At 56.4% G+C, this 13,583-nt stretch carries 9 protein-coding genes; 1 reads left to right on the plus strand and 8 read right to left on the minus strand.

Features of this window, described 5'->3' with window-relative positions; all coding sequences use genetic code 11:
• Positions 1 to 87 precede the first annotated feature (87 nt).
• The 8 genes from EU556_RS12855 to EU556_RS12890 all read right to left on the minus strand — a co-directional run bounded on the left by EU556_RS12855 (position 88) and on the right by EU556_RS12890 (position 12,682).
• Positions 88 to 2,559, minus strand: coding sequence for a M1 family aminopeptidase (locus EU556_RS12855; protein WP_135434495.1), 2,472 nt, complete (start codon positions 2,557 to 2,559; stop codon positions 88 to 90).
• 176 nt (positions 2,560 to 2,735) lie between these two features.
• Positions 2,736 to 5,900 (minus strand): efflux RND transporter permease subunit, encoded by a 3,165-nt coding sequence (locus tag EU556_RS12860; RefSeq protein WP_135434496.1) that lies wholly within the window; start codon positions 5,898 to 5,900, stop codon positions 2,736 to 2,738.
• 97 nt (positions 5,901 to 5,997) lie between these two features.
• Positions 5,998 to 7,152, minus strand: coding sequence for an efflux RND transporter periplasmic adaptor subunit (locus tag EU556_RS12865; protein ID WP_245327616.1), 1,155 nt, complete (start codon positions 7,150 to 7,152; stop codon positions 5,998 to 6,000).
• Between the two features lie 2 nt (positions 7,153 to 7,154).
• Positions 7,155 to 8,438, minus strand: coding sequence for a TolC family protein (locus tag EU556_RS12870; protein ID WP_135434497.1), 1,284 nt, complete (start codon positions 8,436 to 8,438; stop codon positions 7,155 to 7,157).
• Positions 8,439 to 8,743: 305 nt separating this feature from the next.
• Positions 8,744 to 9,835 (minus strand): efflux RND transporter periplasmic adaptor subunit, encoded by a 1,092-nt coding sequence (locus tag EU556_RS12875; RefSeq protein ID WP_135434498.1) that lies wholly within the window; start codon positions 9,833 to 9,835, stop codon positions 8,744 to 8,746.
• A gap of 175 nt (positions 9,836 to 10,010) precedes the next feature.
• Positions 10,011 to 11,387 carry a sensor histidine kinase gene (locus EU556_RS12880; protein WP_135434499.1) on the minus strand — a complete coding sequence of 459 codons (1,377 nt, stop codon included), beginning with the start codon at positions 11,385 to 11,387 and terminating at the stop codon, positions 10,011 to 10,013.
• 149 nt (positions 11,388 to 11,536) lie between these two features.
• On the minus strand, positions 11,537 to 12,211 hold the full coding sequence (locus EU556_RS12885) for a response regulator (protein ID WP_135434500.1): 675 nt from the start codon (positions 12,209 to 12,211) through the stop codon (positions 11,537 to 11,539).
• 132 nt (positions 12,212 to 12,343) lie between these two features.
• Entirely contained in the window at positions 12,344 to 12,682 is a 339-nt protein-coding gene (locus EU556_RS12890; protein ID WP_135434501.1) for a tetratricopeptide repeat protein, read from the minus strand.
• 76 nt (positions 12,683 to 12,758) lie between these two features.
• Between EU556_RS12890 and EU556_RS12895 the strand changes: the two genes are divergently transcribed.
• Positions 12,759 to 13,499 carry an electron transfer flavoprotein subunit beta/FixA family protein gene (locus EU556_RS12895; RefSeq protein ID WP_135434502.1) on the plus strand — a complete coding sequence of 247 codons (741 nt, stop codon included), beginning with the start codon at positions 12,759 to 12,761 and terminating at the stop codon, positions 13,497 to 13,499.
• The last annotated feature ends 84 nt before the right edge of the window (positions 13,500 to 13,583 follow it).

Below are 13,583 nucleotides of genomic sequence, written 5' to 3' on the forward strand. Positions count from 1 at the left end.
CTAGCCGCTAACTACCAGATTAGCGTAAAAGAAAGCGCCCCAGCTCAGCTGGGGCGCTTAGATAAAAAGCCAATAACTTATACTGGTCTAGGGTGCTTGCTTAATGGCTTGCATAGCTTGCTGCACAGTAGCCTGCTGATCGGCGGGCTTAGCTTTACTTACCTTATCTAGCAGCCCCAAGATGGGCTCATCTACGCCGTACTTCTTGTACTCGATGGCAAGCTTCTGCATTCGCTCCGTGCCTTCACGTAGCACAGTAGCGTCGTTGATGCGAGTCATGAAGGTGGTCAGGCTTTCCAACATGTTGAATTTCCCCTGCACCCCAGCGGCATCGTAGCGGCTGCGCAGGAAGCTCCAGCTGCTAGCGTCGCCCTGCTGGGCGTATACGCTGGCTACGGCATTGCTAATAGCACTGTGCGTGTCGTCCTGCAACGTTTTGGCGCGGGTCAAAGCCTTGGCCGGCTGTACCGAGGCTAGGCCTCTCAGTGCGGCACCCTGCACGGCGTACGATTGGCTGTTGAGCGACTGCGTGAAGACTTTCTCGTCTTTTTTGTCTTTCAACTGGCCTAGAGCAGTCAGAATAGCGGCTTGGGTATTGGTGTTTTTCTCTTGGGCCAACTGGCGGCGCAGGGCTGGCACGGCAGCTTTCTGCACGGCTTTATCATCGAGCTTTAAGCCTGCCAGCGCCGACTGACGTAGGCCACTATACTTGTCATTCAGGGCCGAAATCAGCAGGGCACGGGCGGCAGCATCGGTGGCCGGACGTGCCGCGGCGGCGGCTACGGCCTCGCGACGGTCAACGAAGCGAGGGGCATTCTTGTACTGATACACAAACTCCTCGAAGGGCTTGTTATCGGTTTTCTGCCATAGCAGCACTTTCTCCGCGTCCACGTTTACCAAGCTAGGTTTGCTGGCCGCTGGGAAGCGCAGGGTTTCGGTGCGCTGGCGCAGCATAGCGGTGTGGCGCTGGGGCTTGCCGTTCACGTACAGGTCTACAGTCAGCGGCAACTGAAACACTTGGCCCGGCTGGTTTTGCTTGATGGTAACGGTTTGCTCTTTGCGGGCGGCATCCCAGCCGTAGTCAATGCTCACAACGGGGTGCCCCGAGCTGAAGTACCACTGGTTGAAGAACCAGTTCAGGTCTTGGCCCGAGGTGGCCTCTAGCGCCAGGCGCAGCTGGTGAGCCTCGCCGTTGCCGAACTTGTTGTCGGTGAGATACTTCTTCAGGCCCGCAAAGAACACGTCGTCGCCGAGGTAGTTGCGCAGCATGTTCAGAATCTGGCCGCCCTTTTGGTAGCTCACCAGGTCAAACATGTCTTCCTTATCGGCGTAGTGGAAGCGCACCAGGTTTTTCTGGGCATCGGCGGGGCTGCGCAGATAGTTGCGCATGTTCATATAGGCGTGCGCATCGGCGGCATCCTGGCCGTACTTGTGCTCAGCCCAGAGCGCCTCGGAGAAGTCGGCAAACGACTCGTTTACCGTCAGGTTACTCCAGCTTTCGGCCGTTACCAGGTCGCCAAACCACTGGTGGAACAGCTCGTGGGCAATTACCGATTCGCCGTTGGCATACTCAGCATCCAGCAGCTCGCGGGCATCTTTCTGCACAAAGTCGCCGTGCAGGGTGGCCGAGGTGTTTTCCATGGCGCCACTCACGTAGTCGCGCACCACAATCTGGGCGTACTTGTTCCAAGCGTAATCTACTCCCAGGCGCTGGGAGAAAAACTCCAGCATTTCGGGCGTATTACCGAAAATCTGCTTGGCGAAGGGGGCGTATTTAGGCTCGAGGTAGTAGCTCACTTCCTTGCCACGCCATATGTCTTTGGCAATCTTGAAGTCGCCCACGGCCATCATAAAGAGGTAGGGCGAGTGGGGCAGCTCCTGCTTCCAGGTGTCGGTGCGGGTGCCGTCGTTGTTGGCCTTCTGCGAGTCGAGGCGGCCGTTGCTGAGCGTGACGTAACGCGCGGGCACCGTCATGCTGATTTCGGCGGTGGTTTTCTGGTTAGGCCGGTCAATGGTCGGGAACCAGGCCGAAGAACCTTCCGTCTCACCCTGGGTCCAGATCTGGCGGGGCTTTCCCGCCTCGGTGCTGTCGGGGTTGATGAAATACAGGCCTTTGGCGTCGGAAATAGCAGCGCTGCCTTTCACCTTCAGCTCATCGGGTTTGGCGGTGTACTCAATGTATACGGTGTACTGCTGGCCGGGCGTGTACAGCTTGTCCAGATGCACCAGCATCTGCTCCTGGTTATAATCGAAGCGCAGGGTTTTGGCATCCGTACCATTTACCATCGTCACCGACTTGATATCCATGCCCTTGGCGTCGAGGCGCAATGAGTCGGTGGCGTAGGCCACTGGTTGTAGAGTTAGCCACTCGCGGCCGTAGAGGTAGCGCTTGGCGTAATCGAAACGCACATCGAGCTTGGTGTGCACCAGGGCGTTGATTTTACGGGCCGATTCGCGGTAGGGTAGCAGAGCAGCTGAGTCGGGACGGGCTGCCGGGTTTTGGGCAAAGGCAGGTGCCGCGCCCAGCAGGCCTAGGCCTAGCAGGAAAGCTTTGGTCATGAAAGGAAGATAGAATAGGATTGGGTTGCTAGTTGCAAACTTTTCTGCACAGATGCGCTACGTGAGAGTGCAGTTGCATTTCAGATGAGAGCAGAGGAGTAACACCGAGTCAGTGGGCCCAAAAAACAACAGCCGGCTAAGAGCCGGCCGATGTTTGTAGTACCACACAATTGGTTTTAGTGAGCTAATGCCGGCTCTGAGTGCCGCTCGGGGTGCAGCGTCGGGTCGTCGCCGTAGTGGGTGTGCTGGGCGCGATACGTGCGCTCGAAGATCAGCGGGAAGATAAACAGGGTCAGGATGGTGCCCGTTATCAAGCCGCCAATTACCACAATGGCCAGGGGCTTAGAGGTTTCGGAGCCGATGCCTGTGCTAATGGCAGCGGGCATCAGGCCAATGGTAGCCATCAGAGCCGTCATCACCACGGGGCGCACCCGGCTGGTTACGCCGTCGGCAATGCTGCGGTCGAGGCTCATCTTCCGGAGCATGTTCTGCTTGAACACCGAAATCAGGATTACACCATTCTGGATACAGATACCAAAGAGGGCAATGAAGCCAATGCCGGCCGAAATGCTGAAGTTGGTGTGGGTGATGAGCAAGGCCGCAATGCCGCCAATAATGGCAAACGGCACATTCAGCAGCACCAGGCCAGCATCCTTCAGATTCCCAAACAAAATGAACAGGATAAAAAAGATCAGGGCCAGTGAAACGGGCACCACCTGGCCTAGGCGCTGCGTGGCCCGGCGTTGGTTTTCAAAGTCGCCGGTCCACTTCATCGTGTAGCCTTTGGGCAGGCTTACCACTTGGTTCACTTTGCGCTGAGCTTCCTCAATGGTGCTGCCCATGTCGCGGCCCCGGATGGAGAACTTCACGGCAGCAAAGCGCTGGTTGTCGTCGCGGTAGATGAGGGAGGGGCCGTTTACTTCCCCAATAGTGGCAATCTCGGAGAGGGGAATGGTCTTACCGTTCTGGGTAGGCACCATCAGGGCCGCAATTTCCTGGGGGCTCTGGCGGAACTGCTCCTGATACCGGACCCGAATGGGAAACTTCCGCTCGCCCTCGTACATCTGCGAGGCCTGCTTGCCGCCCACGGCCATTTCCAGCACCGCGTTGGCGTCGGCTTTGCTCACGCCGTAGCTGGCCATGCGGCCTTCGTCTAGCTCCACGTGCAGTTCGGGCTGGCCAATGTTGCGCAACACGCCCAGGTCGTCAATGCCTTTGATGTTTTTCAGAACGCCGTACACCTGCCGGCCTTTCTCCTCCATCAGCTTCAGGTCGGTACCATATATTTTTACCGCAATGGAGCCTTTCACGCCCGAGGCGGCTTCCTCCACGTTGTCGGTAATGGGCTGCGAGAAGTTGAAGTCTACGCCGGGGAAGCGGTTAAGCTTTTCCTTCATGTGCTCAATCAGAGCCTCTCTCTTGTCTTTGTGCTTCATCTCGGCCTGTACCTCGGGGGTGTGCTTGAGCTGCACCAAGAACTCGTTGTTGTAGAAACCGGTGGGGTCGGTGCCATCGTTGGGGCGGCCAGTCTGGCTTACCACGTCGCCCACCTCTGGGAAGGAGAGGAACACCCGGCGCATCTCGTTGCACAGCTTGTTGCTTTCCTCCAAGGAAATGCTCAGCGGCAACTGAGCCCGCACGTAAATAGAGCCCTCATTCAGCTCGGGCAAAAACTCCGAGCCCAGGAAGTGGAAGGCGCCCATGCCCAACACCACGGCCACCGTGGCAACCAACAGGCTGGCGGTTTTACGGGCGTAGGTGAAAGCGAAGAACCGTTGGGCCCCGCGGTTGATGCCCCGCACGAAGAAGTTATCCTTCTCCACCACGTTCTTTTTCAGCAGCAGCGAGGTAAGCACTGGCACCAGCGTGAGCGTAAAAATGAGCGCGCCCAGCAGAGCAAAGCCCAGCGTCCAGGCCAGGGGCGAGAACACCTTGCCCTCTACTTTCTCGAAGGAGAAAATGGGCAGCAGCGCCGTGATAATGATAGCCTTGGAGAAAAAGATGGCCTTGCCCATGTCGCGGCCGGTCTTCTTGATGAGGCCTAGCTTGGCGAGCTTGTTGAAGCGCTCCATGCCCATGTTGTGGGCCTTGTGGTCGAGAGCTACAAACAGGCCTTCCACCATTACCACGGCCCCATCGATGATGATACCGAAGTCGATAGCGCCCATGCTCAGTAGGTTGGCCGACATGCCCTTCAAGCGCAGGCAGATGAAAGCAAACAACAGGGCCAGCGGAATGATAACCGACACGATGACGGTGGTGCGCCAATCAGCCATGAACACGAACACGATAACCGTCACCAGCACAATGCCTTCCAGCAGGTTGTGAATTACGGTTTCCGTGGAGAAGTCAATAAGCTGCTGGCGGTCGTAGAAGGTCTGAATCTTCACGTCGGAAGGCAGAATCTTCTCATTCAGGTCGGCTACCTTGTCTTTCAGGCGGGCAATAACTTCAGAGGGGTTTTCACCTTTGCGCATCACCACAATGCCTTCCAGCACGTCGTCGTTGAGGCCACGGCCCACCTTGCCCAGCTTCGGCAGCGCCGACTCGTGCACCAGAGCCACGTCTTTCACCAGAATGGGCGCCCCGTTCACGTTCTTGATGACGGTGTTGTTGATATCACTGATGTTGTTCAAGAGGCCGATGCCGCGCACCACGTAGTTCTGCTGGCCTTGGTTTATCACGTCGCCGCCCACGTTGATGTTGGAGCGCTGAATGGCGTTGTAGAGGTCGAGGGGGGTGAGGCCTAGGTCTTGGAGCTTGCCGGGGTTCACGCTGATTTCGTAGTCCTTCACTTCACCGCCAAAGCTGTTCACATCGGCCACGCCGGGCACAGCTTTCAGGTTGCGCTCCACCACCCAATCTTGCAGGGTTTTTAGCTCGCGGGTGGTTTTATTCTTGCTTTTCAGTGTGTAGCGAAAGATTTCGCCGGTGGGGCCGTAGGGCGGCTGCACGTCGGGCTCGGCGCCATCCGGCAGGTCAGCCTGGGAGAGCAGGTTGTTTACCTGCACGCGGGCAAAGGCATCGTCTACACCGTCATCAAAAATTACCTTCACCACCGACAGCCCGAAGAGGGTAGTAGAGCGGATGCTGGTTTTCTTCTGCACCGGGTTGAGGGCAATTTCAATCGGTGCCGTTACAAACTTCTCAATCTCCTCCGCCGAGCGGCCGGGCCACTGCGTGATGATGGTGATTTCGGTGTTGGTAACGTCCGGAAAGGCCTCAATGGGCGTGTTCCGGTAGCTCATTACCCCGGCAATTATGGTGGCGAGGGTCATGAGGAACACAAAGCCCCGATTCTTGAGCGAAAAGGCAATGATGCCTTGGATGAATTTATTCATGGCTTATGAAGAAGCTAGAAAGCAATAGCGTAGCGCTAGAAAGTAGGCAAGGGTGGCCTAGCCCACAGTAGCAAAGGAAGAGGCTGGCTTTCTAGCATTAATCGTTCAGCTCGTCGTACACCAAGAGCTGGTTTTGGGCAATGATTCGCTCACCATCCTTCAGACCCGACTGCACGTAGCTCACGTCGCCTACCGTTTTGTAAATGCCCACTTCCCGGGTTTCCACGTGGTTGCGGTCCTTGAACACCATCACGAAGTTGCGGTCCTTGTCAAACACCACGCACTTGGCGGGCACGGCTAGCATCTTGTTATTTTCAGTGTTTTCTACCTTAATTTGGGCGTACATCTCAGGCTTAAGCAGGTAGCCGGGGTTAGGCAGGCGCACGCGCACCTTCATTACCTTGCTTTCGGGATCGAGCACGTTAAATACCTTATCAATGCGACCGGTGAAGTGCTTGTCGGGGTAGGAGAGCGTAGTGACATCGGCAGCGTAGCCCTCCTTCACCTTAGCAATGTCCGACTCGAACACGTTGGCCATAATCCATACATCGTCGAGGTTGCTGACGGTGAATAAGTTGCCCACATTGTCAGCGTTAAACTGCATGTGGTCGGTCACGTTTTTTTCCGTGATAAAGCCCGAAATGGGGGCCCGTAGCGTGTAAGTACCATCGGCTGATACGCCGTACACGCCGAGCTGCTTACGGCTCTTGCCCACATTGCCCTGGGCTTTGCGCAGCTCCTGGCGGGCCAGGCTCACATCGCGCTCCGAGGCTAGGCCTGCCGCGTACTGGTCTTCTAACACCTGCAGGTTTTTGCGGGCAATGTCAAGGTCGGTGCCGGCGCTGCTGCTTTGGTTTTGCAGATCGGCTATTTCGCCGCTTTTAATCACGGCCAGCACCTGGCCCTTGGTTACGTGGTCGCCGAGCTCTACGCTGAGCTGCTCCACCACGCCCCCCACCAGCGGATATACTTTCACGGTCTTGTCGCCGTCGGTAGCAATCTGGCCCGAGAGAGTTAACTCGTTCCGCACAGGCGTAGCATGTACCGTGTCAATCTTCAGCTCCCGCAGCATCTGGTCCGACATAGAAAAGCCAGCTTCGGCTTTCTGCGGCGCATCGGCATCTTCTGATTTTGAGCAGCCCACCAAGCCCAGGGCGAGCGGAAGGGCCAACGATGTGGCCAGGGTGGCAAAGCGAAACATAGTGAACAAGGAGAAAATGGTAGGGGAGGAGGTTGGGAAAGTGGCGCGCATGCTTATTGGGCGTTGAACACCGGGCGGCCCACGGCGTAGTTGAGTTGCTCGAAGGCCCGCACGCGACTAGCCCGCAGGTTATTGAGCTGTACCAGGTTGTTTTTGTAGCTCTCGTAGAAGTCGAGGAACTCCACGATGGTGAGGTTGCGCTTGGCGTAGCTCTCATCAATGCCCTTCATCAGGCGGTCGAAGTCACTGGTTTCGCGGTCGGCGCTTTGGAAGAGCTGGTCGGTTTGGCGGGCTTGGCGCCAGGCTTCTTGCACATCGTTCTGCACAACGAGCTGCTGCTGGTTGAGCTGGGCCTTGCTAACTTCAATCTGGCTCTGGGCCGTCCGGATGTTACCCTGGTTACGGTTGAGGATGGGAATGGCAATGCCCAGGGTTACAGCGTTGTAGTTCTGGATGTAGTTGCCGGCGCGGTCGTACACGTAGCCCACGGCCAGATCGGGGGTGGCCAGGGCGCGCTGATAGCGCAGGTTCAGGGTTTGCTGTTGCACGGTGGCCTGGCGCGCCTTTAGGTCGGCGCGGTTTACTTGAGCCGAGTCGATGAGCTGTTCTTCGCTGCGTCCGGCCAGAGTCAGGGCTCTCAGGCGTTGCTCATCGGCGGTAGCCACGTAGTAGGTGCCGCTGGAGTCGCGTATAAGGATGCGCAGGTCGGCCTGCTCCGAAGCAATATCGTTCAGCAGAGCCTGGCGCTCATTGCGCAGCTGAAACAGAAACGCCTTCAGCCGGATGACCTCTTTCAGGGCAATATTGCCCTTGTTGTACTGGCCTTGGTAGAGGTTTACGGTGCGCTGAAAGCTCGCTACCTCCTTGTCGTACACGCCCACACTCTGCTGCTTGTAGTACAGGTCGTAGTAGGTGCTGCGGAGCTGGTAGCGCAGGGTACGCAGCAGATCTTCAAAGTTGAACTGCTCGGCCAAAGCGTTCTGCTGGGCCACGCCCGTGGCGGCTTTGCGGCGGCCCGCAATGGCGAACAACTGCTGCACCTGCACAATGGAGTTACCGGTTTTGGTAACGTCCAGCACCTTGTGGGTGTGCGGGTTGTAGGTATTCTGCTCCAGCGAGATGGTGGGGTTGTCCCAGAGTTTCGCTTGCAGAATCTGCGCTTCGGCCGCCGATACGTTGTAGCGCTGGGCCAGCAGGTTTAAGTTGTTCTGCGTGAAACGTTGTTCCGCCTCAGGTAAGGTGAGGCGCACGGTGTCGGCGCTGAGGGGAGCGGCGGCAAAGAGGCGGGTAGCGCCCAGCAGCACGAAGGCTGACAGTGCCAAAAGAAAGCGTTGCATATCCTGTTTTCGATGTAGGGATATGCAAGTGTACTGTGGCCATATTAGGCCCGAATTAGAGGTATATTAGAAACTGATTAGAACCTGAAAATATTTTCAAAAAGCCCATTTTTGCATCAAAAACGAAGCTTTTGTTCTCAAAATATGCGTCGGAAGTTCCGCTTCCTAAGCCTGGTAGCTGCAACTCCCGCTCTGAGGTGGACATGGCCAGGCGCATCCACTGGCAGGATAGTGGAACAGCGTTTGGCTCGTAAGCTCCAAGTGGGCAGGTGCCCTTGATGGAATCAGCCCCAGGGGTAGGTAGCCTAGTCATTGAGCTCCTTGTATAAGAGCAGCGGATTGCTAGTAATAACTTGCTCGCCGGGTGCTAGGCCACTGCTCAAGTAGCTGACGCCCCCGGCTGCATGCTGCACTGCCACCGGACGGGTTTCTACTTGGCGGTTTTTTTGCAGCACTAGGGCATAGTGTTGGCCGTTGGCAAACACCAAGCTGGTAGAAGGCACGGCAGGTAATTGCTCCGAGGTAGTATGCTGCAATCGCAGGCGGGCGTACATCCCAGGTTTCAGCCGGTGGTCGGGGTTGGGCAGCCGCACCCGAATCTTCAGGGTTTTTCTCTCGGGGTTCAGCAGGTTAAATACCCGGTCTACGTTGCCCGCAAACACGGTATCGGGGTAGCTGAGCGTGCGCACTTGCACGGCTAGGCCAGTGCGCACCTTCTCAATATCTGACTGGAACACATCGGCCAGCACCCATACGTCGCTGAGGTCGGCTAGGGTGAACAGGCTACCAATTTGCTCTGGCGAAAACTGCATACCCGTCGTCGCTTTCTTCTCCGTGATAATTCCCGCCTGCGGGGCCCGCACCATATACCGGCCGCCGGCAGAGCCATATACCTCGGTCTGACGGCGCATGCGTGTAAGCTCATCTTGCGCTTTGCGTAGGGAGGCGCGGGCCAGGGCCAGCTCCTGCGCAGAGGCTAGGCCATCTTCGTGCATAGCTTTGGCTGCCGACAGCCGTTGCCGGGCAGTAGTCAGGTTCACTTCAGCTTCCGTCCGCTGCTGTTCTAGCTCGGCCATGTGGGTGCTGCGGATAACGGCCAACACTTGGCCGCGCGTTACCCGGTCGCCGAGGGATACCGGCACTTGCTCAATCACGCCGCTCACTAGCGGAAATACCTCCGTTGTGCGGTCGACATTGGGTTCTACCCGTCCTTCGAGGTGCAAATCAAACCGCACGGGGGTTAGTTGTACGCTGTCGGTGGTAGCCCGGGCAAGAGCGGCCGTTAGCGCAGGTGTGGTTTCCGCTGGCGTAGCGTCTGTATCTTCCTCAGAGCAGCTGCTAATGCCCAGGCCCAAGAAAAGTAGAAGAAAGGGAGTGAGGCGAACGGAGTGGATCATAAGACGTAGGAAATGAATCCTGCAAGCTTACGGTCCGGATATTAGAGCCCAGTTAGAAGTAGATTAGAAACCGATTAGAAAGGCTTAAAAACGGGTATAGACTTACATTTTGGGTGTACAAGCAGGCTTGCGCAGATGCTATGTATGTTCGGTAAAGGCTGATTTACACCGCTCGCTAGGCCAGTCTTTCACTGCTAAAAAACGTTACTTCAGCCACGGTCCCCTGGCCTAGCTGCGATGAAATATGCAGGGTGCCGCCGTGCAGCTCCAGAATCCGGCGAGCAAGGGGCAGGCCTACGCCATGGCCGATTACATTGCGGGCATTGTCGGCGCGGTAGAAGGGTTGGAAAATCTGGGGTAGCTCTTTCTCCCCGATGCCAATGCCGTGGTCTTGAATGCGCAAGTAGCTGTGGCCTTGCCGGTAGGCAAACTCCACGAGCACAGGCGCCTCCGGACCCGAGTACTTGAGGGCATTATCAAACAGATTGGTCAGGGCGCGGCTTAACAGTTGGCGGTTACCATGAACTTCGAGGTGGCTCGGGTCCTCGGGTAGGTCAAGCAGATTGATTTGCAGACGACGGCGCTGGTCGGGGGCTACTGCTTCGCGGGCTTCCCAAAGTAGCTCATCCAGCCGGATAACCTCACCGGTTGAGCTGGCTGTATTGGCTTGCGTTAGCTCTAGTAGGTTGTTGATAAGGGATTTAAGCTGTTGCAGCTCGTGCAGCACAGAGGCCAGCCCTTCCTGGTAGGTGGTAGCATCCCGTTGCCGACCCAGCAGCACCTGAATCTCCCCAATAGTGGCTGTGAGCGGGGTGCGAAGTTCGTGAGAAGCGTTGCTAACGAAAGTGCGCTGGTTTTCAAACCCTTCTTCCAGGCGCTCCAGCATGCGGTTGAAGGTGCGCGCCAACCGGGTCAGCTCATCCTGCTCATGGCTGATTTTCTCATCTACGCGCAGGTGTAGGTCCTGTGCCGTGATGCGGTCTACCTGGTCATTAACGGCGGCAATGGGGGCCAAGGCCCGACCGGCAAACACCCGCCCAGCCACGTAAATCACCACCAGGCTCAGCACAAAAATGCTGAACAGAATGGTGGCAAGGTACTCGAGCCGCGCTGCGCCGGACCGGTTTACGGCGGCAGCTACAATGATGTATTGCCCTTGGTTATCATTATAGAAGAGGCCTACCGCTTGGCGCGGGCCTAAGTCGAAATACACTTCTTTCTCAACCAGAATGCGCGCCAGAATATTCTCCGGAATCTTAATGCGGTTGTCTGCTTCAATGAAGCGCGGTTCCAGCTTCGAGTTATAGATCTGCAGCACCTCTCCGGTGAGCGTACGTAGGTAACGGTGCTGAAAAGCCCGGAAGGCATCAGCCCGTAGCTCATCTTGCTCCAGAAACACGTAGCCCGTCACCTCGGCTCGGTCGCGCAGGCGCTGATGAAACTCCTCATGAGTATAGTCGGCCTGTAAAATATACACCACCGACATCGCAGCCAGCAGAATAAAGGCCACAATCCCAAGGAAAAGCCACGTCAGGCGGTTACGGATAGTCATGCAGGATAAATGGCTGACAAGCTGAAAATTGGGGAGGGAAGGGAGGCAGGCCTAATAAACACGTTGTCTAGCGTGAAACGAAGAGGGGGACTATGCGTGAACGAGTGGCCTAGTATGAGACAAAGTGCATCACCTCCTCACCGAGCTTTCTACTCACTTCTTAGCACATAGCCCATGCCTACCACCGTGTGCAACAGCTTCTGCGAGTAGCCTTTATCTACTTTATTACGCAGGTAGTTCACGTACACATCTACTACGTTCGAGCCGGCATCAAACGACTCTTCCCACACATCACTGGCAATTTCGGCGCGGCTCAGCACCCGGCCGGGATGGCGCATAAACAACTCCAACAACCCAAATTCGCGGGCCGTGAGCTTGATCTGGTGCCCGTCGCGGCTGACGGTTTTAGCGGCCGTATCCAGCGTGAGGTCTGCAAACGTAATGAGGGAGCTTTTTACCTGCTGGCCCCGGCGACGGGTTAGGGCACGTACCCGCGCCACCAGTTCCGGAAAATCAAAGGGCTTCACCAGGTAGTCGTCGGCACCACCCCCGAAGCCATGCAGCTTATCTTGGGTAGTACCCAGAGCCGTTAGCATGAGCACAGGCGTTTGCTGATCCTGTTTCCGTAAGTTTTCCAGCACTTCTAGGCCACTATGGTAGGGGAGGATGACGTCGAGAATGATCAGCTCGTAAGAATGAGCCAGTGCCAGCTGCAGCCCAAAGCGCCCATCGTAGGCCACTTCTACCTCAAAGCCCTCTTCCTCTAGGCCGCGCTTGATAAACGCCGAAACCTTGGGCTCATCCTCAACGAGCAGAATTTTCATAGGGGAGTACCGGCAAAGAAATGTTGCCCTCGAATGGCAAATAATATTCGAGGCGAAAAAATATTGTGAAAACTGGCGCCTTGGAGTGAGTGGTTACTATTCTGTTACCGATCTGCACGGCCTCCTGGTTTGTTAATCGTCTTCGTAATCAAGGCCCAGACACTGATTTAGGGCTTGTTGCAGCTCACTGGCGGCGTGCATCTGCCCTGCACGGCGGGCTACAGATAGGCCTAGCCGGTAAACTTTTTCAGCTTCGTCGGGCTTGTGTAAGTACTCCAGCATCTTGCCGGCGTGGTAGTAAGTGCCCACGTAGTCCGGATGCTCGGCAAGCAGCTTATTGTAGTACTCCATGGCCCTTTCTGGCTCTATTTCGCGGTATTCCGTGGCAATGGCGTAGATGGTAAAGGGGTCATTTGGGTCGTCTTCGTAGAAGGCGAGCAGTTGCTGTAAGCGGCTTGGCGTGGTTTCCATCAGGTAGTATTTTCAGTATCTTCGCCCCAAATTTGGGACTTTCCCCTAGTTTCTCCTCCACCACAAGCAGCCGTAGATGAAGTTTCTCGTTTGCATCAGCAACGTGCCCGACACGACCACTAAAATTGCCTTCACGCCCGATAATAAGGAGTTTAACAAGGCCGGCGTGCAATTCGTTATTAATCCATGGGATGAGTATGCCCTCACTCGCGCTATTGAGCTGAAGGAAGCTCAGGGCGGCGGTACCGTTACGGTTTTGAACGTAGGCGAGGCTGATACAGAACCTAATATTCGTAAAGCGTTGGCCATTGGGGCCGACGATGCCATCCGCGTAAATGCCTTCCCTAAAGACGCTTTCTTCGTAGCGCAGCAGATTGCCAGCATCGCCAAAGATGGTGGTTACGACGTGATTCTGATGGGCAAGGAGAGCATTGACTATAATGGCTTCCAGGTGCACGGCATGGTAGGCGAGCTGCTCGGCATCCCAACGGTGGCTCCTGCCATGAAGCTCGATATGAGCGGCAACACCGCCACGTTGGAGCGTGAGATTGAAGGTGGCAAAGAAATCGTGGAAGTAAACACTCCCTTCGTGGCCTCCTGCCAGCAGCCCATGTGTGAGCCCCGCATCCCCAACATGCGCGGCATCATGACGGCTCGCACCAAGCCCCTGAAAGTTGTGGAGCCCGTAGGCGACGCGCCGCGCACCGAAGTGGCCGTTTACGCGTTGCCTCCTAAGAAGGAAGGTGTGAAGCTCATCCCCGCCGAAAATGCTGGCGAGCTAATTAAGCTCCTGCGCAACGAGGCCAAGGTTATCTAATTGGTTTTTGGTTGTTGGCTGGTTGTGTTTGGTCTTGCCAAACCAGCTGCCAGCGCCTCCTGAACTCCAAAAACCAAGAACCAA

It is taken from the genome of Hymenobacter fodinae, from assembly GCF_004745825.1.
Classification (GTDB): Bacteria; Bacteroidota; Bacteroidia; order Cytophagales; family Hymenobacteraceae; genus Hymenobacter; species Hymenobacter fodinae.

Coding starts and splice junctions, on each gene's coding strand:
- EU556_RS12855 (WP_135434495.1), bottom strand. CDS start 2,559: ATGACCAAAGCTTTCCTGCTAGGCCTAGGCCTGCTGGGCGCGGCACCT.
- EU556_RS12860 (WP_135434496.1), bottom strand. CDS start 5,900: ATGAATAAATTCATCCAAGGCATCATTGCCTTTTCGCTCAAGAATCGG.
- EU556_RS12865 (WP_245327616.1), bottom strand. CDS start 7,152: ATGCGCGCCACTTTCCCAACCTCCTCCCCTACCATTTTCTCCTTGTTC.
- EU556_RS12870 (WP_135434497.1), bottom strand. CDS start 8,438: ATGCAACGCTTTCTTTTGGCACTGTCAGCCTTCGTGCTGCTGGGCGCT.
- EU556_RS12875 (WP_135434498.1), bottom strand. CDS start 9,835: ATGATCCACTCCGTTCGCCTCACTCCCTTTCTTCTACTTTTCTTGGGC.
- EU556_RS12880 (WP_135434499.1), bottom strand. CDS start 11,387: ATGACTATCCGTAACCGCCTGACGTGGCTTTTCCTTGGGATTGTGGCC.
- EU556_RS12885 (WP_135434500.1), bottom strand. CDS start 12,211: ATGAAAATTCTGCTCGTTGAGGATGAGCCCAAGGTTTCGGCGTTTATC.
- EU556_RS12890 (WP_135434501.1), bottom strand. CDS start 12,682: ATGGAAACCACGCCAAGCCGCTTACAGCAACTGCTCGCCTTCTACGAA.
- EU556_RS12895 (WP_135434502.1), top strand. CDS start 12,759: ATGAAGTTTCTCGTTTGCATCAGCAACGTGCCCGACACGACCACTAAA.